Origin of the sequence: Kitasatospora sp. NPDC048365 (genome assembly GCF_043200835.1) — a bacterium.
Lineage (GTDB): Bacteria > Actinomycetota > Actinomycetes > Streptomycetales > Streptomycetaceae > Kitasatospora > Kitasatospora terrestris.
On record NZ_JBICYJ010000013.1, the window covers coordinates 39,372 to 63,760 of the forward strand.

Annotated in this window: 27 protein-coding genes and 3 pseudogenes; 24 read left to right on the top strand and 6 right to left on the bottom strand. The window is 74.1% G+C overall.

All coding sequences use genetic code 11. The features are described from left to right. The 13 genes and pseudogenes from ACGFX4_RS15650 to ACGFX4_RS15710 all read left to right on the top strand — a co-directional run. On the top strand, positions 1 to 804 hold the full coding sequence (locus ACGFX4_RS15650) for an MlaE family ABC transporter permease (RefSeq protein WP_393073706.1): 804 nt from the start codon (positions 1 to 3) through the stop codon (positions 802 to 804). Then, positions 801 to 2,063, top strand: coding sequence for an MCE family protein (locus tag ACGFX4_RS15655; protein WP_393073709.1), 1,263 nt, complete (start codon positions 801 to 803; stop codon positions 2,061 to 2,063). The genes ACGFX4_RS15650 and ACGFX4_RS15655 overlap by 4 nt, the downstream gene beginning before the upstream one ends. After that, positions 2,060 to 3,109 (top strand): MCE family protein, encoded by a 1,050-nt coding sequence (locus ACGFX4_RS15660; RefSeq protein WP_393073711.1) that lies wholly within the window; start codon positions 2,060 to 2,062, stop codon positions 3,107 to 3,109. The genes ACGFX4_RS15655 and ACGFX4_RS15660 overlap by 4 nt, the downstream gene beginning before the upstream one ends. Next, positions 3,106 to 4,128: an MCE family protein gene (locus ACGFX4_RS15665; RefSeq protein ID WP_393073713.1), complete on the top strand. Its 1,023-nt coding sequence runs from the start codon at positions 3,106 to 3,108 to the stop codon at positions 4,126 to 4,128. Before ACGFX4_RS15660 ends, ACGFX4_RS15665 begins: the two co-directional genes overlap by 4 nt. Then, entirely contained in the window at positions 4,128 to 5,168 is a 1,041-nt protein-coding gene (locus ACGFX4_RS15670) for an MCE family protein (protein ID WP_393073715.1), read from the top strand. The genes ACGFX4_RS15665 and ACGFX4_RS15670 overlap by 1 nt, the downstream gene beginning before the upstream one ends. Next, complete coding sequence (locus ACGFX4_RS15675) at positions 5,165 to 6,406, top strand: MCE family protein (RefSeq protein ID WP_393073717.1); 1,242 nt, start codon at positions 5,165 to 5,167, stop codon at positions 6,404 to 6,406. The genes ACGFX4_RS15670 and ACGFX4_RS15675 overlap by 4 nt, the downstream gene beginning before the upstream one ends. Then, the gene (locus ACGFX4_RS15680) at positions 6,406 to 7,677 is read left to right on the top strand and encodes an MlaD family protein (protein ID WP_393073719.1); all 1,272 of its coding nucleotides are present in this window, start codon (positions 6,406 to 6,408) and stop codon (positions 7,675 to 7,677) included. The genes ACGFX4_RS15675 and ACGFX4_RS15680 overlap by 1 nt, the downstream gene beginning before the upstream one ends. Before the next feature lie 131 nt (positions 7,678 to 7,808). Beyond that, a complete protein-coding gene (locus ACGFX4_RS15685) occupies positions 7,809 to 8,306 on the top strand; it encodes a hypothetical protein (RefSeq protein WP_393074099.1) in 498 nt (165 codons plus the stop codon). An 11-nt stretch (positions 8,307 to 8,317) separates the two neighbouring features. After that, positions 8,318 to 8,842 (top strand): hypothetical protein, encoded by a 525-nt coding sequence (locus ACGFX4_RS15690; RefSeq protein ID WP_393073721.1) that lies wholly within the window; start codon positions 8,318 to 8,320, stop codon positions 8,840 to 8,842. A 53-nt stretch (positions 8,843 to 8,895) separates the two neighbouring features. Next, positions 8,896 to 9,396, top strand: a complete 501-nt coding sequence (locus ACGFX4_RS15695; protein ID WP_393074102.1) for a hypothetical protein — start codon at positions 8,896 to 8,898, stop codon at positions 9,394 to 9,396. A gap of 47 nt (positions 9,397 to 9,443) precedes the next feature. Continuing rightward, a complete protein-coding gene (locus ACGFX4_RS15700; RefSeq protein ID WP_393073724.1) occupies positions 9,444 to 10,103 on the top strand; it encodes a hypothetical protein in 660 nt (219 codons plus the stop codon). A gap of 187 nt (positions 10,104 to 10,290) precedes the next feature. Then, a complete protein-coding gene (locus ACGFX4_RS15705) occupies positions 10,291 to 10,764 on the top strand; it encodes a DUF4383 domain-containing protein (RefSeq protein WP_393073726.1) in 474 nt (157 codons plus the stop codon). Further along, a pseudogene (locus ACGFX4_RS15710) lies at positions 10,761 to 11,168 on the top strand (cryptochrome/photolyase family protein); the annotation flags it as partial. The gene ACGFX4_RS15705 and the pseudogene ACGFX4_RS15710, both read left to right, overlap by 4 nt. A 147-nt stretch (positions 11,169 to 11,315) precedes the next feature. On the opposite strand, the gene ACGFX4_RS15715 reads toward ACGFX4_RS15710, so the two are convergent. Next, on the bottom strand, positions 11,316 to 12,560 hold the full coding sequence (locus ACGFX4_RS15715; RefSeq protein ID WP_393074105.1) for an NAD(P)/FAD-dependent oxidoreductase: 1,245 nt from the start codon (positions 12,558 to 12,560) through the stop codon (positions 11,316 to 11,318). A 232-nt stretch (positions 12,561 to 12,792) separates the two neighbouring features. Next, positions 12,793 to 14,106 (bottom strand): helix-turn-helix domain-containing protein, encoded by a 1,314-nt coding sequence (locus ACGFX4_RS15720; protein WP_393073729.1) that lies wholly within the window; start codon positions 14,104 to 14,106, stop codon positions 12,793 to 12,795. Positions 14,107 to 14,321: 215 nt separating this feature from the next. Between ACGFX4_RS15720 and ACGFX4_RS15725 the strand changes: the two genes are divergently transcribed. From ACGFX4_RS15725 to ACGFX4_RS15740, 4 genes are all read left to right on the top strand, one after another. After that, entirely contained in the window at positions 14,322 to 14,615 is a 294-nt protein-coding gene (locus tag ACGFX4_RS15725; RefSeq protein ID WP_393073732.1) for a DUF3040 domain-containing protein, read from the top strand. Positions 14,616 to 14,656: 41 nt separating this feature from the next. After that, entirely contained in the window at positions 14,657 to 15,352 is a 696-nt protein-coding gene (locus ACGFX4_RS15730) for an SDR family NAD(P)-dependent oxidoreductase (RefSeq protein ID WP_393073734.1), read from the top strand. Between the two features lie 323 nt (positions 15,353 to 15,675). Beyond that, the gene (locus ACGFX4_RS15735) at positions 15,676 to 16,584 is read left to right on the top strand and encodes an oxygenase MpaB family protein (RefSeq protein WP_393073737.1); all 909 of its coding nucleotides are present in this window, start codon (positions 15,676 to 15,678) and stop codon (positions 16,582 to 16,584) included. A gap of 92 nt (positions 16,585 to 16,676) precedes the next feature. Beyond that, on the top strand, positions 16,677 to 17,159 hold the full coding sequence (locus tag ACGFX4_RS15740) for a DUF427 domain-containing protein (RefSeq protein ID WP_393073739.1): 483 nt from the start codon (positions 16,677 to 16,679) through the stop codon (positions 17,157 to 17,159). A gap of 14 nt (positions 17,160 to 17,173) precedes the next feature. Here ACGFX4_RS15740 and ACGFX4_RS15745 read toward each other — a convergent pair whose 3' ends face one another. Next, positions 17,174 to 18,307, bottom strand: a complete 1,134-nt coding sequence (locus ACGFX4_RS15745) for an FAD-dependent oxidoreductase (protein WP_393074107.1) — start codon at positions 18,305 to 18,307, stop codon at positions 17,174 to 17,176. A gap of 95 nt (positions 18,308 to 18,402) precedes the next feature. Here ACGFX4_RS15745 and ACGFX4_RS15750 point away from each other — a divergent pair, with 95 nt between their 5' ends. The 4 genes and pseudogenes from ACGFX4_RS15750 to ACGFX4_RS15765 all read left to right on the top strand — a co-directional run. After that, positions 18,403 to 19,008, top strand: a complete 606-nt coding sequence (locus tag ACGFX4_RS15750) for a TetR/AcrR family transcriptional regulator (RefSeq protein WP_393073742.1) — start codon at positions 18,403 to 18,405, stop codon at positions 19,006 to 19,008. 94 nt (positions 19,009 to 19,102) lie between these two features. Continuing rightward, positions 19,103 to 19,543, top strand: a complete 441-nt coding sequence (locus ACGFX4_RS15755) for an SRPBCC family protein (RefSeq protein ID WP_393073745.1) — start codon at positions 19,103 to 19,105, stop codon at positions 19,541 to 19,543. 5 nt (positions 19,544 to 19,548) lie between these two features. Further along, positions 19,549 to 19,740, top strand: coding sequence for a hypothetical protein (locus ACGFX4_RS15760; protein ID WP_393073748.1), 192 nt, complete (start codon positions 19,549 to 19,551; stop codon positions 19,738 to 19,740). 150 nt (positions 19,741 to 19,890) lie between these two features. Further along, a pseudogene (locus ACGFX4_RS15765) lies at positions 19,891 to 20,151 on the top strand (IS630 family transposase); the annotation flags it as partial. Positions 20,152 to 20,185: 34 nt separating this feature from the next. Here the strand turns inward: ACGFX4_RS15765 and ACGFX4_RS15770 are convergent. Beyond that, entirely contained in the window at positions 20,186 to 20,749 is a 564-nt protein-coding gene (locus ACGFX4_RS15770) for a DUF4291 domain-containing protein (protein WP_393073751.1), read from the bottom strand. Positions 20,750 to 20,836: 87 nt separating this feature from the next. Here ACGFX4_RS15770 and ACGFX4_RS15775 point away from each other — a divergent pair. After that, positions 20,837 to 21,100, top strand: a pseudogene (locus tag ACGFX4_RS15775) (IS630 family transposase); the annotation flags it as partial. A gap of 33 nt (positions 21,101 to 21,133) precedes the next feature. Here the strand turns inward: ACGFX4_RS15775 and ACGFX4_RS15780 are convergent. Continuing rightward, positions 21,134 to 21,496 (bottom strand): hypothetical protein, encoded by a 363-nt coding sequence (locus tag ACGFX4_RS15780; protein ID WP_393073753.1) that lies wholly within the window; start codon positions 21,494 to 21,496, stop codon positions 21,134 to 21,136. Between the two features lie 283 nt (positions 21,497 to 21,779). Between ACGFX4_RS15780 and ACGFX4_RS15785 the strand changes: the two genes are divergently transcribed. After that, positions 21,780 to 22,208, top strand: coding sequence for a hypothetical protein (locus tag ACGFX4_RS15785; RefSeq protein WP_393073756.1), 429 nt, complete (start codon positions 21,780 to 21,782; stop codon positions 22,206 to 22,208). A 71-nt stretch (positions 22,209 to 22,279) separates the two neighbouring features. On the opposite strand, the gene ACGFX4_RS15790 is transcribed toward ACGFX4_RS15785, so the two are convergent. Further along, positions 22,280 to 22,813, bottom strand: coding sequence for a flavodoxin family protein (locus ACGFX4_RS15790; RefSeq protein WP_393073758.1), 534 nt, complete (start codon positions 22,811 to 22,813; stop codon positions 22,280 to 22,282). Positions 22,814 to 22,983: 170 nt separating this feature from the next. Between ACGFX4_RS15790 and ACGFX4_RS15795 the strand changes: the two genes are divergently transcribed. Further along, a complete protein-coding gene (locus ACGFX4_RS15795) occupies positions 22,984 to 24,240 on the top strand; it encodes an RNA-guided endonuclease InsQ/TnpB family protein (protein WP_393073760.1) in 1,257 nt (418 codons plus the stop codon). Positions 24,241 to 24,389 lie beyond the last annotated feature (149 nt).

Genomic DNA, 24,389 nt, shown 5'->3' on the forward strand with positions numbered 1-24,389 from the left:
ATGGCCCTGCTCGACAAGCTGGACGAGAGCGGCGACCACCTGCTCTTCCACCTCCAGGCCCTGCTCCAGGTACCGCGCACGCTCCGCCGCTACTCCCGCGAGGTGCGCCGGCTGCTCGCCGAAGTCGCCTTCGGCAGCGGCGGGTTGGGCGTGATCGGCGGCACCGTCGGGGTGATGCTCGGGATGACGCTGTTCACCGGCACGGTGGTCGGCCTGCAGGGCTACGCCGCGATGGACCAACTCGGCACCACGGCCTTCACCGGCTTCATCTCCGCCTACTTCAACACCCGCGAGATCGCCCCGCTGGTCGCCGGACTCGCCCTGTCCGCCACCGTCGGCGCCGGATTCACCGCGCAGCTCGGCGCGATGCGGATCAACGAGGAGGTGGACGCCCTGGAGGGGATGGGCGTGCGCAGCATGTCGTACCTGGTCACCACCCGGGTGATCGCCGGCATCGTGGCGATCGCCCCGCTGTACGGCATCGGCCTGCTCAGCAGCTACCTGGCCTCGCGGGCGGTCACCGTGTACGTCAACGGCCAGTCGGCGGGCACCTACGACCACTACTTCGACCTGTTCCTCTCCCCGGCCGACGTGCTGCTCTCCACCCTCAAGGTGCTGCTGTTCAGCGTGGTGGTGATCCTGGCGCACTGCTACTACGGCTACACCGCCAAGGGCGGCCCGGCCGGGGTCGGCATCGCGGTCGGGCGCTCGGTGCGCAACGCGATCGTGGTGATCAGCCTCGCCGACTTCCTGCTCAGCCTGGCGATCTGGGGCGCGACCACGACGGTGCGGGTGGCCGGATGAACGCCGCCCGCAAGTACCGCCGGCGCGGCGCCGGGGTGGTGTTCCTGCTGGTGCCCGCCCTGCTCGCCGGGCTCTCGGTGGCCGTCTACGAGAAGGCGTTCACCGACTCCGCCGAGGTCGTGGTGGAGACCGGCAGCGCGGGCCACGAACTGCACCTGAACGCCGACGTGAAGCTGCGCGGCGTGGTCGTCGGCCAGGTCCGGCGGATCAGCAGCGACGGCGGCGGAGCCCGGCTCACCCTGGCGCTGGACCCGGAGCGGCTGGCGCAGATCCCGGCCGGGGTCTCCGTCCAGCTGCTGCCGACCACGCTGTTCGGCGAGCGGTACGTCGCCCTGGTGCCCGACGCCGCGCAGCCGGCGGCCGGCCACCTGCGGGCCGGCGCGGTGATCCGGCAGGACCGCTCCGCCGACGCGATCGAGCTGCAGCAGGTCCTCGACCACCTGATGCCGGTGCTCACCGCCGTCGAACCCGCCAAGCTCTCCGCCACCCTCAGCGCGGTCGCCACCGCGCTGGACGGCCGCGGCACCGAGCTGGGCACGACCCTGACGAAACTGGACGGCTACCTGGAGCAGCTCAACCCCGAACTGCCCACCCTCAACGAGGACATCCACCAGCTGGTCGCCGTCAGCCGCTCGTACGACCAGGCGGCGCCCGACCTGGTGCAGGCGCTCGGCGACCTCACCCGCACCGGCGCCACCCTCGTCGACCGGCAGGCCGCACTGGCCACGCTCTACGGCACCACCACCGCCACCGCCCAGGACCTCACCACCTTCCTGCGGCAGAACCGGGACAACCTGATCCACCTCACCGCCGACAGCCGGGGCACGCTCGACCTGCTCGCCCGCTACGCACCCGAATTCCCGTGCACGCTAAGGACGATGGCCAACTTCGTACCCGCCATGGACCGCGCCCTCGGCAAGGGCACCGACCAGCCCGGCCTGCACGTCAGCGTCACCACCCTGCCCTCGCGCGGCCGGTACCTGCCCGGGCAGGACACCCCGGTGTACCGGGCGAGCGGCGGCCCGCAGTGCTACGCCGTCCCGTACACCGGCCGGACCACCCCGCTCAGCGACGTGCCCTCCTTCGCCGGACCGGACCCCAGCGGCCTGGGCCTGCCCAACTCCCCGCAGGAGAACCAACTTGTCGGCGAGCTCCTCAGGACCCGGGCGCCCGGCGCGCCGCTGCCGGCCGGCGCCCCCGACTGGGCCAGCCTGCTGGCCGGCCCGCTCTTCCGCGGGGCGGAGGTGACGGTCGAATGAGCAGCGAGGACCGGACCCGCCGGCGCGGCCTCGCCGGGCCGCTCACCAAGTCGCTGGTGTTCGTGGTGGTGACCGGCCTGGCCACCGGCGCGCTGGCGCTGAGCATCGCGGACACCGGCGTCGGGCGGACCGTCGGGTACACGGCCCGGTTCACCGACGTCACCGGCCTGGCCCCCGGGGACAGCATCCGGATCGCCGGCGTCCGTGTCGGCCAGGTGGACAGCGTCAGCGTGGTCGACCACCGGATCGCCCAGGTGCACTTCTCGGTCGACCGCGACAAGCCGCTGCCCGAGTCGGTGACCGCCTCGGTCAAGTACCTCGACCTGGTCGGACGGCGCTACGTCGACCTGGAACGCGGCCCCGGCGCCGTCGACCGCACCCTGCCGCCCGGCGGCCTCATCCCGGCGGAGCGCACCACCCCCGCCCTCGACCTCGCCCAGCTGTTCCACGGCTTCCAGCCGCTCTTCCAGGGCCTCGCACCCGACCAGGTGAACCAGCTGGCCAACGAGATCGTCCAGGTGCTGCAGGGCCAGGGCGGCACGGTCGACAGCCTGCTGCGGACCGTCGGCTCGCTCACCAGCACGCTCGCCGGCAAGGACCAGGTGATCGGCCAGGTGATCGACAACCTCAACACGGTGCTCGCCACGGTGAACAGCCGCGAGGCCGGCTTCGCCGACCTGGTCGGCACCCTGCAGCAGTTGGTCAGCGGCTTCGCCGCCGACCGCGAGCCGATCGGGCAGTCCCTCGACGCCATCGCCGGGCTGACCACCAGCACCGCCGGACTGCTCGACCAGGGCCGCGCCCCGCTCAAGGACTCGGTCGCCCAGCTCGGCCGGCTCTCCACCAACCTGGCCGACAACAGCGGCCAGGTGGAGAGCTTCCTGCGCACCACCCCGGAGAAGATGCGCACCATCGGCCGGCTCACCTCCTACGGCTCCTGGCTCAACCTCTACCTCTGCGAGGCCAAGGTCACCGGCGTCACCACCTACGACGGCAGCGCGCCGCCGACCGGCCTGCCCGTCACCGAATCGAGGTGCCGCGGATGACGACCCTCCGCCCCCTGCGGGACCGCAACCCCGCCGCCGTGGGAGCCGTCGGCCTGCTCCTGCTGCTCATGGTCGCCGCACTGGCCTACCGGGCCGACGCGCTGCCCTTCGTCGACTCCGGCACCGGCTACAGCGCCGACTTCAGCGACGCGGCCGGCCTGCGCCCCGGCAACGAGGTCCGGATCGCCGGCGTCAAGGTCGGCAAGGTCACCGAAGTGGCCCTGGACGGCGCCAAGGTGAAGGTCGCCTTCGCCGTCCAGGACGCCTGGATCGGCGACGCCAGCACCGCCGCCATCGGCATCAAGACCCTGCTCGGCGAGAAGTACCTGGCCGTCGACCCGCTCGGCGCCCGGCGCCAGACCCCGGGCGAGCGCATCCCGCTCACCCGCACCACCTCCCCGTACGACGTCACCCAGGCCTTCGACGAGCTCGGACGCACCACCGGGGCGATCGACGGCAAGCAGCTCGCCGAGAGCTTCCGGACCATCGCCGACACCTTCAAGGACACCCCCGCCTCGGTGCGCAGCGCCGCCGACGGGCTCTCCGCGCTCTCGAAGACCGTCGCGAGCCGCGACAGCCGGCTGGCCGAACTGCTCGCCGGCAGCCGGCAGCTCACCAAGACCCTGGCCGACCAGGACGGACGCTTCGAGCAACTCCTCTCGGACGGCAGCCTGCTGCTCGACGAGATCCGCCGGCGCCGCGACGCGATCCACCAACTGCTGCTCGGAACACAGAAGTTGAGCACCGAACTGAGCGGCCTGGTGGCGGACAACGAGCGGCAGCTCGCCCCGACCCTGGACGCGCTCGGCCGCGTCACCGCCGTCCTCACCGCCAACCAGGGCAGCCTCGACCAGACCCTCGCCCTCGCCGGGCCGTACTACCGCCTGCTCGGCAACACCCTGGGCAGCGGCCGGTGGTTCGACGGCTACCTGTGCGGAGTCGTCCCCCGGAACTACCTGCCCGCGGGCAGCGCCCCGGAGAGCGGCTGCCGGCCGCCCAAGCCCCAGGGAGGCCAGTGATGACCGCGCGATCCCCGCGTGAGCTGCCCGCGCTGCGCCGGCGGGCACTGGCGGGCGCCGCCGCGCTGGCCGTCGTCGGCGGCACCGTGACCTTCGGGGTGCTCGCCGCCCACCAGCCGGACGGCAAGCACCTGACCGCCTGGTTCGACCACACCACCGGCGTCTACCCGGGCTCCGACCTGCGGATCCTCGGCGTGAAGGTCGGCACCGTCGACGCGGTGCGGCCGCAGGGCACCCGGGTGCGCGTCGACCTCACCCTGGACCCGGGAGTACGGGTACCGGCCGACGCCAAGGCGGTCGTGGTCGCGCCCAGCGTCGTCGCCGACCGGTACGTCCAACTGACCCCGGCCTGGACCGGCGGCCCCGAGATCGCCGACCGCACCGAGATCCCGGTCGAGCGCACCTCCAACCCGCTGGAACTCGACCAGCTCTACCAGTCGGTCACCCAACTCGCCGACGCCCTCGGCCCGAACGGCGCCAACGCCACCGGCGCCCTCTCGCAGCTCCTGGACACCGGCGCGCAGAACCTCTCCGGCAACGGCCGCGCCATCGGCGACTCGATCGCCGGCCTCGGCCAGGCCGCCCGCACCCTCTCCGGGCACAGCGACGACCTGTTCGCGACCCTCGACTACCTGCAGTCCTTCACCGCCATGCTCAAGGAGAACGACGGCAAGGTCCGCTCGGCCACCGACCAGCTCGCGTACGTCACCGGCTTCCTCGCCGAGGACAAGCAGAACCTCGGCGCGGCCCTGCAGCAGCTCGCCACCGCGCTCGGGCAGGTCAAGGGCTTCATCCAGGACAACCGGGCCCGGCTGAAGACCGCGGTCGACCGGCTCGTGCCGATCACCCAGTCCCTGGTCGACCAGCGCGCCTCGCTCGCCGAACTGATGGACGTCGCGCCGCTCGCCGCCGACAACGCCCTCAACGCCTTCGACGCCGCCCACGGCACCCTCGACGGCCGGGTGAACCTCAACGAACTGAGCGGCCCGCCGCTCCCGCTGCCTCGCGTGGGCGCCGACACGACGGGAGCGGGCCGATGAGACGCGCCACCGTCGCCGCCGCAGCCACCGCGGCCCTGGCCCTCGCACTCGCGGGCTGCTCCGGCTCCTTCCACGGCATCCAGGACGTCCCGCTGCCCGGCGGCGCCGACCTCGGGGCCCACCCGATCGAGATCACCGCGCACTTCGCCGACGTCCTCAGCCTGGTGCCGCAGGCCGCCGTCCGGGTCAACGACGTGGCGGTCGGCCGGGTCACCAGGATCGAACTCGCCCCCGGCGACTGGTCGGCCGTCGTGACCATGCGGATCAACGGCGGCGTGCGCCTGCCCGCCAACGCCTACGCCCACGTCGAACAGTCCAGCCTGCTCGGCGAGAAGTACGTGCAACTGTCGGCCCCGCCCAGCGGCGAGGCCCAGCAGGGCAGCCTCGCCACCGGCACCGTCATCCCCGCCGCGCACACCGACCGCAGCGTCGAGGTGGAGGAGGTCTTCGGCGCGCTCTCGATGCTGCTCAACGGCGGGGGAGTGGCCCAACTCCAGACCATCACCGCCGAGTTGAACAAGGCCATGGCGGGCAACGAGCCGCAACTGCGCTCCATGCTGACCCGGCTCGCCACCCTCACCGCCGACCTGGACGCCCACCGGCAGGACATCACCGACGCCCTCGACGGCGTCAACCGGCTCTCCGCCACCCTGGCCGCCCGCGACCAGCAGATCGGCACCGTCCTCACCGACTTCAGCCCCGGCCTCAAGGTGCTCGACCAGCAGCGCGGCGCCCTGGTCACCATGCTCCGCGCCCTCGACGGCCTCTCCGCCGTCGCCGTCGACACCGTCAACCGCAGCCGGGACGACATGGTGGCGGACCTGAAGGCACTCGCCCCGACCCTGCAACGGCTCGCCGACGCGGGCAAGGCCCTGCCGGACTCGCTGCAGGTGCTGCTCACCTACCCCTTCACCGACGAGGTGCTGCGCGGCGTCAAGGGCGACTACCTCAACGTCTACCTCGACCTCACCGCGGCGCCCGGCACCCAGATCATCCCGGCCCTCGACCCGGCGGACAACGCCCCGCCGCCCACCCCGGACCCGACGCCGGAGCCCACACCGACGGACGAGCCGACGGACGAACCGACCGACGAGCCGACGGAAGAGCCGACCGACCCGCCGACCGACACCCCCACGGACGTGCCGACCGACCAGGCGGCGCTGCTGCGGCACCTCAAGGGCGGCGGGCTGCCGCTCCCGCTGCCGCCCGTCACCGCCCCCCAGAAGCGAGGCCGCTGATGCTCACCCGCACCACCAGGCTGAAGAACCTCGCCTTCCTGCTCGTCTCCGTCCTGGTGCTGAGCTACCTGGGTGTCCGGTACGCCGACCTCGGCCGGTACGTCGGGCTGCGCGGCTACTACACCGTCCGGGTCCAACTCCCGGAGACCGGCGGCCTGTTCGAACACGCCAACGTCACCTACCGGGGCGTCTCGGTCGGCCGGGTCGGCCCGATCCGGCTCACCCCCGACGGCGTCGAGGCCGAACTGCGGATCAACAACGCCACCCCGCGCATCCCCGCTCGCCTCAAGGCCGTGGTGGCGAACCTCTCCGCCGTCGGCGAGCAGTACATCGACCTGCGGCCGACCGAGGACGCGCCGCCGTACCTCACCGACAACGCGGTGGTCGCCCGAGCCGACTCGTCCGTACCGCCCCCGGTCACCAACCTGCTCACCAGCGTCGACGCGCTGGCCGGCTCGGTGCCGGTGGAGTCACTGCGGACCGTGGTCGAGGAGTTCGGCGCCGCCTTCAACGGCCAGAACGCCAACCTCCAGGCCCTGCTGGACAACAGCAGCCACCTGCTCGACGCGGCGAGCAAGTCCCTGCCGAACAACATCACGCTGATGGAGGACGGCCGCGCCGTCCTCACCACCCAGGCCGAGGAGAGCGACGCCCTGCGCACCTTCGCGAGCAGCGCGGCAGGCCTCGCCGGACAGCTCAACGACTCCGACACCGACCTGCGGCGGCTGATCGCCGCAGCCCCGGAGGCCACCGGACAGGTGAGCGCACTGCTCCGCGACCTCGACCCCGGCCTGAGCGTGGTGATCGCCAACCTGCTCACCACCTCCGACCTCGCGGTCACCCGCCAACGCGGCCTGGAGGAACTGCTGGTCCGCCTCCCCGCCGTGGCCGCGGCCGGAGCCACCGCGATCGACGACAAGGGCGCGCACCTGGGCATGGCCGTCACTTTCTTCTCCCCGCTGCCCTGCACGTCCGGGTACGGCGGCACCACCTACCGCAACGGCCTCGACACCGGACCGGCCCCCGCCTTCAACACCGCCGCCCGCTGCACCGCGAGCCCCGGCACCGGCACCGCCGTCCGCGGCTCGGCGAACGCCCCGCGCGGCGGCGTCCCCACCCCGGCCAAGCCCGGCTCCACGCTCTCCGCCACGACGACGGCCCGCACGGACACAGCCCGGACCGCGCTCCCCGGCGCCCTCGGCCTCCCCGCACTCCCGGCCGGCGCCCCGAGCGGCCTCGCCGCCCTGCTCGGCCTGGAGGCGACGCAGTGACCACCCGCAAGCAACTCGCCGACCCGGAGCAGGCCCTGCCACCGGCCCTGGCGACCGAACCCGCCCCGGCGGAGCCGCCACAGACGGAGCACGGTGGTGAGCCGGCCAAGGGCCGGAGCGCAGGCGCCGGACTGCGACGGGCCGCCGCGTGGGCCGCCGTGCTGCTCGCCGCGGCGTTCTGCGTGCTGGCCGGCGGCCGGTACTGGCAGGTGCGGACGTCCGACACGCTCGCGTTCGGGCAGGCGCGGGACGCCGCCCTCGCGCAGGGGCGCTCGGCGCTCGACCGGCTCAATACCGTGGACGCCGGGCAGGCCGAAGCGAGCCTGCGCGGGTGGCTGGACGTGACCACCGGCCCGCTGCACGACCAACTGCAGCGCACCGGCGACGCCGACGCCACCACCCTGCGCCAGGCCGGCACCTCCGCGCACGGCTCGGTCACCGACGCCGCCCTCACCGAACTGGACACCCGCGCGGGCACCGCCCGACTGATCGCGACCGTCACAGTCGAGCTGTCGCCCAAGGCCGGCAGCCCCAGTACCGACCGCAAGCGCTTCGAGGCCGGGCTCGCCCGGACAGCCGACGGCTGGAAGGTCACCTCGCTGACCGCCGTGCCCGTCGGCGCCAGCTGAGAGGAACACCCGTGACGGACGACGACCTCCCCGAACCGCCGCCCCGGCCGAGGCGTTGGCCGCTGCCGCTCGCCCTCGCGGTGCTCGTCCTCGGGGGAAGCACCTTCTTCCTCCTCGCCAACCGGGCCGAGGCCCGGGCGAACGCCGACCGGGCGCTCACCGACACCCAGACCACCGCCGAGGTGGTGGGAGACGTCGGCAACACGCTCGGCCGGATCTTCTCCTACACGCCCACCGACACCGCCGCGACGGCGAAGGCGGCCGGCGAGCTGCTGGACGGCACGGCCGCCACGCAGTACCAGGCCCTGTTCGCGCAGGTGCAGCAGCAGGTGAAGGACCAGAAGCTGACCCTGACCACCCGCGTGGTGCGCGCCGGGGTCACCGAACTGGTCGGTGAACAGGCGAAGTTGCTGGTCTTCCTCGACCAGACCGCCCAGCGCGAGGGGAAGACCGCGAACACGACCGCCGCCCAGCTCTCGGTCACGGCCCGCCGGACCGGCGGCCACTGGCGGATCACCGAACTCACAGCCCGATGACCCACAGCCCCTTAGGAGAACGGAAGATGGCGGCACGACGGCTCGACCCGGTCCTGGCGGCGGCCGTGGCACTCCTGGTCGCCGCGGCGGTGGCGGCCGCCTGGACGGGATGGTCCTGGTACTCCGCGGCGCACGACGACACCGCGGCCTACGCCCGCTCGCGGGACCAGGCGCTGGCAGCCGGCGAGCAGGCGATCCAGAACATGAACACCCTCGACCACGCCGACCTCGCCCGGGGGCTGGACCTCTGGGAGGCCTCCACCACCGGCGACCTGCACGAGCAACTCGTCCAGGGACGGACGGAGTTCGGCAAGCAGGTGACCCAGGCGCAGACGGTGAGCACCGCCAAGGTGCTGGCCGGGGCGGTGACGGAACTGGACGAACGCTCGGGCCGGGCGGCGGTGCTGGTGGCTCTGCGGATCACCGTCCAGGCGCCCAAGCAGCAGCCCGCCGTCAAGGACAGCCGGCTGCTCGGCGAACTGACCCGCACGCCCACGGGCTGGAAGCTCAGCGCCCTCGGCCAGGCACCCATGGGGTCCGCCACCGGCGGGTAGCCCTCGCCGCTGCCCAGCCCGCCGCCTGTCACCCGTGAAAGGACGTCATGTCGACCACCACCCGCCACGTGATCAACCGTCAACGCCGCCTCGCTGCCCGCCCGTCCGCCGCGGAGCCCACCGCACCGTCCCGCCCGGCTGCCCCCGAACCCGCGACCGAGGACGCCCCACCCCGCCGATCACGTCGCACGCCGGTGCTCGCGGCGCTCGCGCTGCTCAGCGTGCTGCTCGGCGGCTTCAGCGCGCTCGCGGCGAGCCGGGCGGCCGACCTGCGTTCCGGGGGCGCCGCGCACAACGCCGCGCTCGCCGACCCGGCCCGGACGAGCGAGGTCAAGGGTGCCGTGGTCCAGGCGGTGAACGCGCTGTTCTCGTACAACTATGCCGACACCGCCCGCACCGACGACGCCGCCAAGACCCTGCTCACCGGTGGTGCCGTCCAGCAGTACGCCGGCATGCTCGCCCAGGTCCGCCGGCAGGCCCCGCAGCAGAAGCTGGTGCTCACCACCACCGTCACGGACGCCGGCGTGGTCCGACTCGACGGCGACCGGGCCCGGCTGCTGGTCTTCGCCGACCAGCGCAACGTCAGCACGGCGGCCGACGCCACCGGAAAGGACAACGCGAGCTACGCCGCCGCCATGTTCGCCGTGGACGCCGTCCGCGAGGGGGGCCGCTGGCGGATCGCCGGCATCGACACCTTCACCCGCTGACGACGTCGGACCCCGACTCCCCTCGTCACGTACGGCGGCGGTTGTCCGGCGCACGCGAGAGGTCGCCCGCAGACGCACGATTCTGCGGGACAGCGATGCGCGAACGATGCGAGTGTCCGGCCCGGGCCCGTGCGCCGACGGTGGTGGTCGGAGGCGCCCGCTTCCGGATGCGGACAGGAGAGCGATCATGGACTTCCGCGACGAGCTTCCCGTCGACCACCGGCTGGCCCGGGTGTACCGGGTCGGGGCCGGGCTGTGCGGTGTGGTGCTGCTGGTCTTCGGCTGCCTCGGCCTGGCCGACGGCCTGGCGTTCTTCAGTACCACCGGCCAGGACGTGGCCGGGCTGTCGAGCAACGGCCTGCTGAGCCTGATCTCGATCGTCACCGCGGCCGTCCTGATCGGCGGGGCCGTGGTCGGGGGCAACGCCGCTTCGACGATCAACATCGTGGTGGGCGGGCTGTTCGTGCTCAGTGGCTTCGTCAACCTCGCCCTGCTGGACTCGGGGGCGAACGTCCTGGCGTTCCGCATCCCCAATGTGGTCTTCAGCTTCGTGATGGGCCTGGTCGTCGCGACCTTCGGGATGTACGGGCGGGTCAGCGGCCGGCTGCCGCTCGACAACCCGTACTACCGCCACCGCCACCCCGCGGCGACCACCCGATGAGCGCGGCGCGCGTGCACTGGCTGTTCGGCGACCAGCTGGGCCCGTACCTCACCGAGCCGGGCGAGGACGGGCCGGACGCCGACGCACCCGTGCTGCTGATCGAGGCCCGGTCGGTGTTCCGCCGGCGGCGCTTCCACCGGGCGAAGGCGCACCTGGTCCTGTCGGCGATGCGGCACCGGGCCGCCGAGCTGGGCGGCCGGGCCCGGTACGTCCGGGCGGAGACGTACCGGGAGGGGCTGCGCCGGGCGGTGGGCGAGGCGCCGGTGACAGTGTGCCACCCGACCTCCCGGGCGGCCCTCGGGCTGGTGGCCTCCCTGCCGCAGGTGGAGGTGCTGCCACCGCGCGGCTTCCTGGTGCCGTTCGCGGACTTCCGCCGCTGGGCGGACGGGCTCGGCGAGCGGGCCTGCCCGTTCACCACCGGGTACTGGGCCTTCGTCGACCGCCACCGGGACGTCCTCGCCGCCAACCACCGCACCGCCCGCTCGGTCGCCGGACTGGACCGGCTCACCGGCCTGCCCGAGGTGCTCGCCGCCGAGGCGGCCCGCGGGGCGTCAGCCCCCTGACGCGGACGCGAGGTCGGCCAGCACCTCGCGGGCCGCTCGCGCCCCCGACGCCAGCGCGCCCTGCACCGATCCGGTGGCCCGGTGGTCGCCGCACACGTACCGCCCCGGCGCCCACCGGCTGCTGCGGCTCAGCGGGTGCGGGGCCGGCATGGCCGGCAGCGCCCCGGGGATCCGGTACGCGGCGAGCGCCCGCCACCCCGAGGTGTCGCACCCGTACAGCTCCCCGAGCCGGGCCCGGACCGTCCCCTCGTCCGCGCCGGTGCCCAGCACCGAGGTCGACACCAGCGAGAGCCCCGGCGGGGCGCAGCCCGGCACCACCTCGGAGAGGACCACCGAGTTGAGCAGCCGACGGTCGGAGTCGACCAGGAGCATCGGCTCGGCCCGGGGGCTGCGCTCGGCCGCGTGGTAGAAGGTCGTCACCGCCCGGAGCGCCGGCACCGGCAGGCCCGGGAGCAGGGCGCCCGCGGTGCGCGGGTCGGTGGCCACCACGACGCAGCGCGCGCCGATCTCCCGGCCGCCCTCCAGCAGCACGCCGTCCTCGCCCACGCCCGCGACCCGGGTCTCCAACTCCAGTGTCCCCGGCGGAAGTTGCGCGGCGAGCTGGGCCGGTACCGCTCCGATCCCGGCCTCGGGGAGGGTGAGCGACCCGCGCATCATGCTGCGCCAGTAGAAGTGGAACACCCGGCTGGAGGTGGTCAGCGTGTCCTCCAGGAAGATCCCGGCGAGGAAGGGCCGCAGCACCCCGTCGACCGTCTGCAGCGAGATCCCCGCGCCGCGCAGCGCCGCCACCGTCGACACGTCGCGTCCGCCGCGCAGCAGGGAGGCCGGCAGCAGCCGGTCACGCGCACCGAGGACGCCGAGCGCCACCACGTCCCGCGGCGGCAGCATCCGGCCGGGCAGCAGGTCGGCTGCCAGGTCGGGCCGCCGCAGCGGGTCGACGAACCGGAACCGGCCGCGCGACCCGGCCAGGACGAAGCCCGGGGTGAACCGGTGCAGCCGCAGCGCCCGCGCGTCCAGGCGGCGCCGCACCTGCGGGTACGCGGTGTTGAACACCTGGAACCCGCGGTCCAGCCGGAACCCGTCGACGAGGTCGGTGCGCATCCGCCCGCCCACCCCGTCCGACGCCTCCAGCAGCCGGACCTGCCGCCCGGCCGCCGCGAGGTCCAGCGCGCACGCCAGCCCCGCCAGGCCCGCCCCGACCACCACGACATCCGCCGAACCGACCGCACGCATCATGCCTCCTCGTTCGCCCTGTCCCGGCCGGTGCCGCCGGGCCCGCCATGCCGGTCTTCGTCGCGCGCGGTGTCCGGTCCGCCCGCTCGGCTGGTTCGGAGCCGCAGGTCCGACCGGATTCCGGCCCGGCGCCGGAGGGCCGCCGACGCGGCCACCGCCGCCGCGCGGCCCGCAGCCGAAACAGCCGAAACAGCCCTCACAGCCCTCACAGCCGTCACGGCCGTCACGGCCGTCACAGCCGCACCCCGAGCCGGGCCGCCGCATCCACCACCGGACGGCTCGACGGCACGGTGCGCAGCAGCTCGCCCACCAAGGGGTGGGTCCGCACCACCTGGGAGGCCACCCGGTCGGCGGCCAGCAGCTCACCGGCCGCGCCCACCGTGTTCCCCGCGCGGGCCGCGGCGCGCGCCCGGTCGATGCCGTGCCGGGCCCGGCGCTCGGCCGGGAGGACGCGGAGGTCCATCCCCTCGATCCGTGCCAGGGCGCCCAGGTCCTCGCCGAGTTCGAGGGCCGCGTGGACGGTGTGGACCGCCCACTCGCCCTCGCCGAACCCGGTCGGTCCGGACGACGGCACATCCGTGTGCGCGAGCGCCGAGGCCGCCTCGGCCAGATGCGCCGAGGACTCCGCCTGCCGTCCGCGCTGCCCTTCCAGTACGGCCGACACCAGGTGCAGGGTGCCCCACACCGCCCATGCCTGCGGGTCCGCCCGGCCGAGCACCGCTCCGGTCGCGGCCAGCCCGGCGTCCAGGCACGCGGCGGCCTCGGACACCGCGCCCGCGCACAGGTCGACCTCGGCCTGCAGCCACAGCGCCGATGCCGACAGCACCGGGTCCGCGGCGGGCTCGGCGAGGTGGCGCACCTCCGCGGCCGCGAGCGCCGCCAGGTCGAGCGCGCCCAGGCGCTTGGACAGGAGGGCGGTCTCGTGCAGGGCCCGCGCGAGGAGCCGGGACGGTTCGGCGCCGGCCGGGGCGTCGGCGGTGTGGGCCCGCAGGTCGTCCAGGAGCGGAGGCAGGGCGAGGGCGAGGTCGGTCCAGCGGGCTTCCTGCCGGTGGCGGACCGCCGCCGAGAGGCGGCGCCGCAGCGCGTCGGCGGACGGCCGGTCGGCGGGGTCCGGGCCGGCGGGGAGTACGTCGGCGGGGGACGGGTCGGCGGATCGCGGGGCGGTGGAGGCGATGTCGGCCGGTCGCGCTCCGGCGGAGAACGGGCCGGTGGCGCGCAGGGCGGCGGTCGGCGGGTCGGCCGTGGCCCGGGCGGGAAGGCCGACCCGCAGCAGGGCCCGGCGCAGCCCCGGGACGGCCCGGTGGAGCGGCCCGGTGACTGGGTCCTCCCGGCCGCACGGCAGGCCCAGCAGTTCGCCGGGTGCGACACCGAGCACGTCGGCGAGGGCGTCGACCATCGCGTACCGGTCGAGCCGCTGTCGGCCGGCCTCGGCGGCCCGCAGCCATTCGGTGCTGCGCCCGACCGCCTCGGCGACCTCGACCCGGGTGAGCCCGGACGCCTCCCGCAGCAGCGCCACCCGGCGGCCCACGCACAGCCCCGCGTCCATCCCGACCTCGTTCCGTGCCCGTCGTCCCGGCACCCGGGAGCCGATAGCCACGGTAGATCGACTCGAAGCGAGCGCGGCCTGACACGCCGTCGGACCCGAACGATCCTTGCGCACCGCAGGACAGCCGGCGATGCGCTGCACGAGCGCTGCGAGCTGCCCCGCGCGGCGGGCCGTCGGCAGGCTGGAACCTCCCCGGCGATGGAGGTGCGGGACTCATGACCGTACGGCTCACCCGAGCGGAGCTCGACGTCATAGAGACCATCGAGCGGAGGCTCCGGGCAAGCGACCCCGCCCTCGACCGGCTGCTGAGCCGGTGGCCCGGACGCGTCCGGCGCCTGCTCTGGCGTCCCGCGCCACTGGTCGTCCTCATCGCGGTGCTGGCCGTCGCGACCGGCGCGGCGGCCGTCTGCGCGGGCGCCGCCACCCCGGAGGCCTCGGCGGCCGCCGTCGCCGGGGCCGTCGCGCTGGTGGCCGCGTTCCGCCGGCTCGTCCGGGTGGCCGGCCGGTGAGCGGGGGAGAGCAGCAGACGGGCCCTTCGGGAATCCGGCAGGTGGACGGGCTGAGACTGCTGGTCGCCGGTGCCACCGGCGAGCTGGGCGGCGCGGTCGCCGCCGTCGCCGCGGACCGCGGTGCCCGGGTGGTGCCCGCCGGTCGCGATCCCGACCGCCTCGCGGCCGTCGCCCGCCGTACGGGTGCGCCGGACACCCTGCGCTTCGACGCCTACGACCTGGACGGCTGCGCATCGCTCGCGACCCGCGCGGCCGACCTCCTCGGCGGGCTCGACGCCGTGCTGACCGCGTTCGGGGTGGTGGCGTTCGGCCGCGCGGACGAGATGTCGCCCGAGGTCGAGGAGCACCTGATGGCGGTCAACGGGCTCGCTCCGGTCGCGGTGCTGCGCGGCGCCCTGCGGGTCGTCGGTCCGGGCGGTGCGATCGGCGCCGTCACCGGGATCGTGGTCGAGCGCCCGCTGGCCACGACGGCGGCCTACCGTGCCTCCAAGGCCGCGCTCGCCGGGTGGCTCGACACCGTCCGCCTGGAGGTGCGCCCCGGGCGCATCGGCGTCCTGGACGTCCGGCCGCCCCACCTCGACACGGGATTCGCCGGCCGGGCCGTGGCCGGCAGCGCCCCGCACCTCCCCGCCGGGGCGGACCCGCGGCCCTGGGCGGAGGCCGTCGTGGACGGGCTCGCGGACGGGACGGCGCTCCTGCGCCCCGGCCCGTCCGGCGAACCGCGACGCAGCCCCTGACGGCCCGCGCTCGGGCGGGGCGCACCACCGACTCGCGAGGTCGAGCGTGTCCTCGGCAGCGCTCGCGAGTTCACCGGGCATGAGGGCACCGGTGTCCGGCCGGACGGCGTCCCCTGCTGGGCCCGGTCCGGGCTGCGCCGACTCGCCGACTCGCCGGCCCGGCACCACGCGGCCGACGCCGACATCCTGGCGGACGCGCTCCTCGCCGACCTCCTCCCGCCGGGCGGGCGGACGGACGACACCGTGCCGGTGGTGGTCCGGTTGTGCGGCCGCGCCGCCGCCGGCGCTTGATGGTGCAGCGGAGGGTTCCTACCGTTGACGGCATGGACGCCGACGACCGGGCGACGCCCGGCGGCCTGCACGAGCGGCTGACGCACCGCGGCCTGCGCGAGCAGCTGGGGACCGCGCTGTTCGAGCGGGTGGCCGGCCCCGACGGGCCGGCGAAGCGGCGGCGCATCCACGGCACGCCCGGGCCGCGCTGGTTCCCGCCGGACGCGGCGATCAGGGCCGTGCACGGGGACGCCTCGATGTTCGTCGGAGGCCTCGCCGCCCTGCTGGTCCAGTCCCTGCACCCGTCGGCCATGGCGGCGGTCGCCGCGCACTCCGGCTACCGCAGCGACCCCTGGGGCCGGCTCCAGCGCACCAGCACCTTCCTCGCGGTCACCACCTTCGGCACCGCCCCGGACGCGCAGGCCGCGGTCGACCGGGTGCGCGCGGTGCACCACCGGATCCGGGGCACGACCGCGGCCGGCCTGCCGTACCGCGCCGACGACCCGCACCTGCTCGCCTGGGTGCACGCCGCGGAGGCGCACAGCTTCCTGCGCGCGCACGAGGTGTACGGCGCCGCGCCCCTCGACCCGGCCGGGTACGACGCCTACGTGGCGGACATGGCCGTCGTCGCGGCCGCCCTCGGCGTCGAGGACCCGCCCCGTGACCGCGCCGGACTGGACGCCGTGCTGCGCTCGTACCGGCCCGAGCTCGCCCGGACGGACGAGGCGCGCGAGGCCGCCCGCTTCCTGCTGCTTCACCCGCCCCTGCCGTGGCCCGTCCGCCCGGCGTACGGCGCGCTGGCGGCGGCCGCGGTGCACCTGCTGGAGCCGGAGCACCGGGCGCTGCTCGGCCTGCCCACCGTTCCGCTGCTCGAATGCGCCTTCCGGCCGTTGGGCACGGCCGTGGTCCGGTCGATCCGCTGGGCGCTGCCCGCGCCGCCCGAGCCCCGGACGGCGTCCTGAGAGCCTCGCCGACCGCTGCGCATTCGCTGCGAGGGGCGCTGGCCGGCCGCGGCGACGAGGCTGAAGCCCGGCGGACGTGGAAGGAGAGGGCGATGACGTTCGACGACTCCGGTACCGAATCCGTCTGGGACTACCCGCGCCCGCCGGTCGTGGTGCCGTGCGGCGAGCGGGTCGTCGTCACCTTCGGCGGGCTGGTCGTGGCCGACTCCGTCCGGTCGGTGCGGGTGCTGGAGACCAGCCATCCGCCGGTTTACTACCTGCCGGCGGAGGACGTGCGCACGGATCTGCTGGTGCCCGCCGCCGGGCAGACGCAGTGCGAGTGGAAGGGCGTCGCCCGCTACTGGGACCTGAGGGTCGACGCGAGGGTGGGCGCCCGGGCGGCCTGGAGCTATCCGGAGCCGCTGCCCGGCTTCGAGGCGATCCGGGACGCGTTCGCGTTCTACCCGGAACGGGTCGACGAGTGCCGGGTCGGCGAGGAGCCGGTGTCGCCCCAGCCGGGCGACTTCTACGGCGGCTGGATCACCTCCCGCATCCGCGGCCCGTTCAAGGGCACGCCCGGGACCGGAGGTTGGTGAGAGCGCGGCGCCGGTCAGCGGGCGTCCTCGGTGGCGAAGTCGGGGAGGTCGGGGGAGAGGAGCTCCTCGGCCCCGCCGTCGAGGAGCTGCTGCATCGCGGTGGAGCGGGGGAGCATCGTGCTCTCGTACGCGCGGACGGCCGCGCCGAGGCTGTCGCTCCCGGCGATGGCGAGGGCGAGTTCGCAGGCGTCGAGCATGGCGAGGTTGACGCCGACGCCGAGCGGCGGCATCAGGTGGGCGGCGTCGCCGAGCAGGGTCACGCCGGGGTCGTGCTCCCAGGTGTGAGGGACGGGCAGGGCGTGGATCGGCCGGTCGACGTACCGGCCGTCGTTGTCGGTGATCAGCCGGCGCAGCCGCGGTGACCAGTCCTGGAAGGACTCCAGGAGGCGGGCGCGGACGGCATCGGTGTGCCCGGTGGTGAGGCCGGCGGCGGCGAGGTGGTCGACGGGGGCGCGCTGGATGACGTAGACGCGGATGTGGTCGCCGCCGTTGCGCTGGGCGAACAGGCCGCGCTCGCCGTCGGCCGCCGCCGCCCCGCCCCGGCCGACCAGCTCGGCGATCTCGGGGTGACGGTTGCCGACGTCGTGGAACCAGGCCTCCAGGAAGCTGACACCGGTGTACTGCGGGGTGGCGGGCGAGACGGCGCGGCGGACCCGGGACCAGGCGCCGTCCGCGCCGATGACGAGGTCGGCCTCGACCGCGGAGCCGTCGGCGAAGCGCAGCCGCCGGGGGCCGCCGGCGGGGCCCTCCACCGCCTCGACCGCGCTGCCCCAGCGCACGGTGCCGGGCCGCAGCGAACCGAGCAGGAGGTCGCGCAGGACGCCGCGGTCGATCTCCGGCTTCGTGCGCTCCCCCTCCTCGGGGACGTGGTGGAAGACCAGCTCGCCGGACGGGGTCAGCTGGCGCATCTCCTGCCCCTCGGGGCGGGAGAGCCGGTGGAACTCCTCCAGCAGTCCGGCCTCGCGCAGCGCGATCTGGCCGTTGTCCCGGTGCAGGTCGAGGGTGCCGCCCTGGTCGCGGGCGTCGGGGCCGCCGTCGCGGTCGTGGACGGTGACCGGGATGCCGTGGCGCTGGAGGATCCGGGCGCAGGTCAGGCCGGCGGGTCCGGCGCCGACGACGGCGATGCGTGGTGCGGGGGTGGTGTTCATACGGGTGTTCATGCCTCCAGAAAACCAGAACGGCTTCATAAGTGCAACGGTTGCACTTTTGAACCCGCACCACCCAAGGCGGTACGATCCCCGACATGAGCGAGAGCGACACCGGACCCGCGCCGATCGGGCGCCGCGAACGCAAGAAGGCCGCCACCCGACAGGCCATCGCCGACGCGGCCCTGCGCCTCTTCCTGGAGCGCGGCTACGACGACGTCGGCATCCGCGAGATCGCCGACGCGGCCGACGTGTCCACCACCACGCTCTTCAAGCACTTCCCGGTCAAGGAGGCGCTCGTCTTCGACCAGGACGCCGACCAGGAGGCCCGGCTGCTCGCCGCCGTGCGCGAACGCCCCGAGGGCTGCTCGATCCCGGCGGCACTCCGCGAGCACGCGCTGCGCCACCGGATGGCCGCCGCCGGCCGCGACGAGCGCTTCACCGCCTTCTTCGCCCTGGTGAACGGCACACCCGCCCTGCGGGACTACCTCCAGGGCATGTGGATGCGCCACGCCGCGGCCCTGGCCCGGGTCGTCGCCGAGGAGAGCGGCCTGCCCGAGGACGACCCGGCCTGCGCGGCCCTGGCGCACTTCGCCCTCGAAGCCCCCCGCGCCGCCTTCGGCCAGGCGGATCCCCGCCGGGCGGTGGCCCGCGCCTTCGACCTGCTCGAAACCGGCTGGCAGGCCCTCGCCCCCGACCGCTGACCCGCAACGGCGGTAGGCGGTGCCATCCGATCGGGCCCGCGCTCCGAACAAGGGGCGACAGGGAGCGCGCCCGTACCCCGGAAGGAACACCGCCATGGTCACCGTCGAGCGGAGCATCGTCCTCGACCGCCCCACCGACGACGTGCTCGCCTACCTGGCCGACTTCGGGAACGCGCCGGAATGGGACCCGGGCACCGAGAGCTGCACCCGGATCGACAGCGGGCCGGTCGCGCCGGGCGCGAGCTGGCTCAACGTGTCCCGCTTCCGCGGCCGCCGGACCCAGCTCACGTACACCCTGGAGAGCTACCAGGCGGACCGGCTGCTCTTCGTCGGCCGCAACCGCACGGTCACCGCGACCGACGACATGACGCTGCGCCCGGTCGACGGCCGCACCCTCCTGGTCTACCGCGCCCAGCTGCGGTTCAAGGGCGCCGCCCGGCTGGCCGCGCCCTTCCTGCGGTCCGCGTTCGAGCAGCTCGCCGACCAGGTCGCGGAGCGCATGCCGCGCGTCCTGGCGGCCCCGGAACGGAGGTGACGGCCGTGCCCGCGCCCTCCGGCGGCCGGCCCCGCGACCTGGTCGACCGGATCGCCCGCGCCGTCGCCGACAACGACCCGCTCACCCTGGAGCTCCTGCTGGCCGCGCTGGAGACGGTGGCCGACCCCCCGATGCTGGCCCGCCTCGACGCCGCGATGGGACGCGTGGTGATGCCCGGCCAGCGGCGCCCGGCCTAGTGTCCCGAGTCGGAGATTCGGCGCCAGTCGGGTGTGAGTCGTCCTGGTCCGAAGATCCCGCCGTTGCCGGTCACCGATGGGCAGCGGGAAGTGCTGCAGTCTTGGGTGCGTCGCCGTTCGACGGCCCAGGCGCCGGCGTTGCGGTCACGGATCGTCCTCGCCCCGCCCGAATGGGCGCTGGTGCTGTGTGTCGACGAGAAGTCGCAGATCCAGGCCCTGGACCGGTCCCAGCCGGTGCTGCCGATGATGCCCGGAGTGCCCGAGCACCGCACCCACGACTGCGTCCGCTCGGGCATCACCACACTGTTCGCGGCGCTGGACACGGCGACCGGCAAGGTCATCGGCTCACTCCACCGCCGGCACCGCACAGCGGAGTTCAAGAAGCTCCTGACCAAGCTCGACCGGCAGGTCCAGGGACAGATCCGTTCTTGCCCTCGGCCGTGAACTACTTGGGCGAGAGGTGCGCTTCGATGCTCCGGTTCATCGGGTAGACGCGCTCGGGGGGCAGGAGCCGCTGAGCCTGGGCGGCGCGACCGTTTCGGACAAGCGTCGCGGCCTTGTGGACCTGCGGCGTGAGGTCGGTGAGGCTGACGACCCAGTCTTCGGCGAACGTGCGGATCAGGTGGCGACCGATGCCGACCTGGATGCTGTAGTGGTTGAGAGCTGCTCCGCGCAGCGAGCGCTCGGGGTCCCACTGAAGGTGCACGGCGGCTTGAGCCAGTGTCTGCGGGTCCGCGGTCGTCCGTACCGCCTGGGACATCGCCTGCTCCCAGCCGTCTCGTGTCATCCGCACTGCGAGAACGCGTTCCTGCCCCGGCTTGCGAGCCCAGTTGCTGCGGTGCATCAGCCACAGAAACGAGGGCTTGATCCACGTCATCCGCTGGAACGAGAACGGTGCGACGAAACGCCCCGCCCGCAGCGCGGCGTCGGCGATCTCGGACGAGTACGCCTGGTAGACCACGATGGTTCGGGCGTCGTAGTCGGCGCGGATCTGATACTGCGGCGTCATGACCGCACCTTGTCATCCGCCGTCCCGGTGTCGCCAACGGTTTCCTGCCGCTCGAAGACCCGTTCCGGCCAGCGTTGGAGCTAGATCTGGATGGCCCACCCACGCTTCCACCTGCACTTCACCCCGACCGGATCCTCCTGGCTCAACCTGGTCGAGCGGTGGTTCGCCGAGCTGACCGCCAAGAAGCTCGGCCGCGGCGTCCACCGCTCCGTTCAGGCCCTCGAACGCGACATCCGCAGCTGGCTCGCCGACTGGAACGACAACCCCCGACCGTTCGTCCGGACCAAGACCGCCGACGAAATCCTCGACAAGGTCGCCGCCTACTGCCACCGAATCTCCGACTCGGGACACTGGGTGGGCCGGCGCACTCACCGCCGCCGGGGGTCAGCCGCGGGCGACGTGCAGGGCCCAGGCGATCAGCGGGGCCTGGAGGGGGAGCCGGGCGAGGGCGGCGGCCCGCAGCGGGGCGGGCTTGTGGCGCCAGTCGTAGGCCATCTTCACGTTCGCGGGGAAGACGGCGGCGAACAGTCCGGCGGCGGTGAGTGCGCCGGCCCGGCGGGTTGCCGGGAGGGCGACGGCGGCGCCTACCGCCAGCTCCGCGACGCCGCTGAGGTGGGTCCAGGTGCGCGGCGAGCCGGGCAGGCTGCGCGGCACGATCGCGTCGAACTGGCGCGGCACCACGAAGTGGGCGACACCGGCGCCCAGCAGGAGGCCGCTGAGCAGACGGGCAGAGCGGTCGGTCGGCATGGTGCTCCTCGGCGTTCTCGACGGGGGCGTGCGGGGCGTGCGGTGCGTGAGGTCCTTCGACGGACAGCGGCGATGCTACCGGCCGGTAATGTCCGGTGGGAAGCACCGGCTCGGGGCCGGACGGCCCAGGGCCGTGGTCCCGGCGGCCCAGGCCGCGTCGCGGGGTGGCTCCTACGATGAGGGTGGAGGCCGCCGACGCGGTCGGGCGGAGCCCGTCCTCGCCGGCCCCTTCCTTCCGGTCCGCGCCGTCCGCGACGCGGGCATCGCAGAAGGAGCGCACGACATGAGCAGTAGCGTCACCGGACCCGACCGCGGTGCCCCGGCCACCGAGCACCGGCCGTTCGCCGCCGGGCTGACCGTCTTCGCCGCGGTCATGCTGGTCATCGGCGGCACCCTGGAGCTCCTCCAGGGGATCTCGGCCATCGCCAAGGACGACCTGGTGGTCGTCACCCGCGACTACACGTTCTCGTTCAGCACTTCGGCCTGGGGCTGGATCCACCTGATCCTCGGCATCGTGATCGTCCTGGCCGGACTGGCGCTCTTCAGCGGCGCGGTCTGGGCCAGGGTGGTCGGCATCGTCGTGGCCGCCCTGAGCATGATCGCCAACTTCCTCTGGCTGCCCCACTACCCCGTCTGGTCGGTCGTCCTGATCGCCGTCGACGCCTTCGTCATCTGGGCCCTGTGCGTCGGAACCAGCAGAAAGGTGCACTGACAGTCGCTGCAGGCACTCGCCGCCGGCCGGGACACCCCGGCCGGCGGCGCCGTCCGTTCGGAGACACCCGCTCAGACCAGCGCGGCGCCCCAGGACCTGGCCCGCTCGCGCTCCCCGGCGCGCAGCGGCCCGTCGGACTCGTCGATCAGGAAGCCCTCCGGCTCGGCCACGACGTCGTAGTGGTGCCGGGCCAGCCGGTGGGCGATGCCCTCGGCCGCGCCGCCGGGGTGCTTGATCGCGGCGCGGGTGTCGAAGGCGGCGGCGTGGGTGCCGGGCTCGGTGTCCGGGAGGGAGTGGAACCAGGTGCGCAGCCCGGGCCCCTCCGCCGTGGCGCGGGCCTCCTCGGCCTGCTCCTCGTGCCCGGCCTTCCCCGCCTCGGCGGAGGCCGCCATCTTCCGGCTGAGCCGGCTGGTCATGCCGTGCATGTGGGTCGGCCCGCCGACCACCAGCAGATCGGCCGCACGGGTGACGTCGACGCCCGCCTCGGCGACCGGCAGGCAGCTGACCGACGCGTCCGGACTGGCCTCGTGGACGCCCTCGGCGATCGCCTCGGCGACCTCCCGGGTGTTGCCGTACATGCTCTCGTAGACGATCACGGCGCGCATTGCTCTCACCTTTGATCTCTCAGGATGCTCCGGCCTTCAGGCCGGTGAGATGGGGGTCCCCCCGCCCGGAGGGTGGGGGAGGGTCCTTGGACCGGAGCCGCGGAGCGGCGGAGCGGTCTTCGGATGTTCTGACGGAGGCTGTTGTCAGTGGCCCTCGGTAGGTTGATCCTGTGCACCTTCGGTACTCCTACCGCATCTGTCCGACGGCGGGTCAGCGTGCGGTGCTTGCCCGTACGTTCGGGTGTGCGCGGGTGGTGTACAACGATGCGTTGGCGGTACGGAAGGAAGCCCGGAAGGCCGGCCTGCCGTATCCCAGGAGCACAGATCTCCAGAAGCTGGTGATCACCGGGGCGAAGAAGACTGCCGATCGGGCGTGGCTTGCCTCGGTCGGCGTCGATCCGCTGATCCAGTCTCTTCGGGACCTGGACACCGGGTATCGGAACTTCTTCGACTCCGTGTCGGGCAAACGCACCGGGCGGCCGGTCGGGCTGCCCCGGTTCAAGTCGCGCAAGGACGGTCGGCAGTCGCTCCGGTTCACCCGCAACGGGTTCCGCATCCGGGGCAACGGAAAGCTGAACCTGGCGAAGATCGGTGATGTGCGGGTGAAGTGGTCCCGCGCCCTTCCTGCCGACCCGTCCTCGGTGACGGTGATCCTCGACCCGGCCGGCCGCTACCACGTGTCCTTCGTCGTGGACATCGAAGCCGAGCATCTTCCCGCGGTGGCCGCCGAAGTCGGGATCGACCTCGGACTGACCAGCTACGCCGTCATGTCCGACGGCACCGTGATCGACAATCCGCGCTTCCTGCGCAAGGCCGAGAAGAAACTCAAGGCCGCGCAGCGCGAGCTGTCCCGCAAGGCCAAGGGGAGCAGGAACCGGGCCAAGGCCCGGAGGAAGGTTGCCAAGGCACACGCCAAGGTGGCCGACACCCGCAGGGACTGGCTGCACAAGCAGACGACCGGGATCATCCGCGAGAACCAAGCGGTGTACCTGGAGGATCTGAACGTGCGCGGCCTGGGACGGACTCGGCTCGCCAAGTCCGTCCACGACGCCGGATGGTCCACCTTCCGGCGCATGCTCGAAGAGAAGGCCGCCCGCTACGGACGTCATGTCGGCGTCATCGGCCGGTGGGAGCCCACCTCCCGGGTGTGCTCGTCCTGCAAAGTCCTGGACGGCCCCAAGCCCCTCGGCGTCCGTGCATGGACCTGCGGCGCGTGCGGGACGGTTCATGACCGTGATCTCAACGCCTCTCGTAACATCCTGGCCGCCGGACGGGCGGACAGGCTCAACGCCTGCGGAGGGCCGGTCAGACCCGGCGTGGCGATCCCACGCCGGGCACAGCCCGTCGAAACAGGAACCCACCGGCACGCCGGCGGACCGGGGCACAAGCCCCGTGCCGCAGGCGCGGCCGGAATCCCCCGGCTCTAGCCGGAGGAGGACGTCAACTCTTCCCACCGCCGCCTGTGCGTCGGCGGCGTCAGCCTCGGGGTGCTTGCGCTGCCAGTCTTCCGCCCCGGGGACGGCGGCGGACGGTGCCGACCGGCCCCGGTGCGGGGCCGGTCGGCCCTCGGTGGCGG

What these genes read in the sequence shown, in the direction of transcription:
- ACGFX4_RS15650 (WP_393073706.1), top strand. Translation starts at nt 1, where the DNA reads ATGGCCCTGCTCGACAAGCTGGACGAGAGCGGCGACCACCTGCTCTTC.
- ACGFX4_RS15655 (WP_393073709.1), top strand. Translation starts at nt 801, where the DNA reads ATGAACGCCGCCCGCAAGTACCGCCGGCGCGGCGCCGGGGTGGTGTTC.
- ACGFX4_RS15660 (WP_393073711.1), top strand. Translation starts at nt 2,060, where the DNA reads ATGAGCAGCGAGGACCGGACCCGCCGGCGCGGCCTCGCCGGGCCGCTC.
- ACGFX4_RS15665 (WP_393073713.1), top strand. Translation starts at nt 3,106, where the DNA reads ATGACGACCCTCCGCCCCCTGCGGGACCGCAACCCCGCCGCCGTGGGA.
- ACGFX4_RS15670 (WP_393073715.1), top strand. Translation starts at nt 4,128, where the DNA reads ATGACCGCGCGATCCCCGCGTGAGCTGCCCGCGCTGCGCCGGCGGGCA.
- ACGFX4_RS15675 (WP_393073717.1), top strand. Translation starts at nt 5,165, where the DNA reads ATGAGACGCGCCACCGTCGCCGCCGCAGCCACCGCGGCCCTGGCCCTC.
- ACGFX4_RS15680 (WP_393073719.1), top strand. Translation starts at nt 6,406, where the DNA reads ATGCTCACCCGCACCACCAGGCTGAAGAACCTCGCCTTCCTGCTCGTC.
- ACGFX4_RS15700 (WP_393073724.1), top strand. Translation starts at nt 9,444, where the DNA reads ATGTCGACCACCACCCGCCACGTGATCAACCGTCAACGCCGCCTCGCT.
- ACGFX4_RS15705 (WP_393073726.1), top strand. Translation starts at nt 10,291, where the DNA reads ATGGACTTCCGCGACGAGCTTCCCGTCGACCACCGGCTGGCCCGGGTG.
- ACGFX4_RS15715 (WP_393074105.1), bottom strand. Translation starts at nt 12,560, where the DNA reads ATGCGTGCGGTCGGTTCGGCGGATGTCGTGGTGGTCGGGGCGGGCCTG.
- ACGFX4_RS15720 (WP_393073729.1), bottom strand. Translation starts at nt 14,106, where the DNA reads ATGGACGCGGGGCTGTGCGTGGGCCGCCGGGTGGCGCTGCTGCGGGAG.
- ACGFX4_RS15725 (WP_393073732.1), top strand. Translation starts at nt 14,322, where the DNA reads ATGACCGTACGGCTCACCCGAGCGGAGCTCGACGTCATAGAGACCATC.
- ACGFX4_RS15735 (WP_393073737.1), top strand. Translation starts at nt 15,676, where the DNA reads ATGGACGCCGACGACCGGGCGACGCCCGGCGGCCTGCACGAGCGGCTG.
- ACGFX4_RS15740 (WP_393073739.1), top strand. Translation starts at nt 16,677, where the DNA reads ATGACGTTCGACGACTCCGGTACCGAATCCGTCTGGGACTACCCGCGC.
- ACGFX4_RS15745 (WP_393074107.1), bottom strand. Translation starts at nt 18,307, where the DNA reads ATGAACACCACCCCCGCACCACGCATCGCCGTCGTCGGCGCCGGACCC.
- ACGFX4_RS15750 (WP_393073742.1), top strand. Translation starts at nt 18,403, where the DNA reads ATGAGCGAGAGCGACACCGGACCCGCGCCGATCGGGCGCCGCGAACGC.
- ACGFX4_RS15755 (WP_393073745.1), top strand. Translation starts at nt 19,103, where the DNA reads ATGGTCACCGTCGAGCGGAGCATCGTCCTCGACCGCCCCACCGACGAC.
- ACGFX4_RS15770 (WP_393073751.1), bottom strand. Translation starts at nt 20,749, where the DNA reads ATGACGCCGCAGTATCAGATCCGCGCCGACTACGACGCCCGAACCATC.
- ACGFX4_RS15780 (WP_393073753.1), bottom strand. Translation starts at nt 21,496, where the DNA reads ATGCCGACCGACCGCTCTGCCCGTCTGCTCAGCGGCCTCCTGCTGGGC.
- ACGFX4_RS15785 (WP_393073756.1), top strand. Translation starts at nt 21,780, where the DNA reads ATGAGCAGTAGCGTCACCGGACCCGACCGCGGTGCCCCGGCCACCGAG.
- ACGFX4_RS15790 (WP_393073758.1), bottom strand. Translation starts at nt 22,813, where the DNA reads ATGCGCGCCGTGATCGTCTACGAGAGCATGTACGGCAACACCCGGGAG.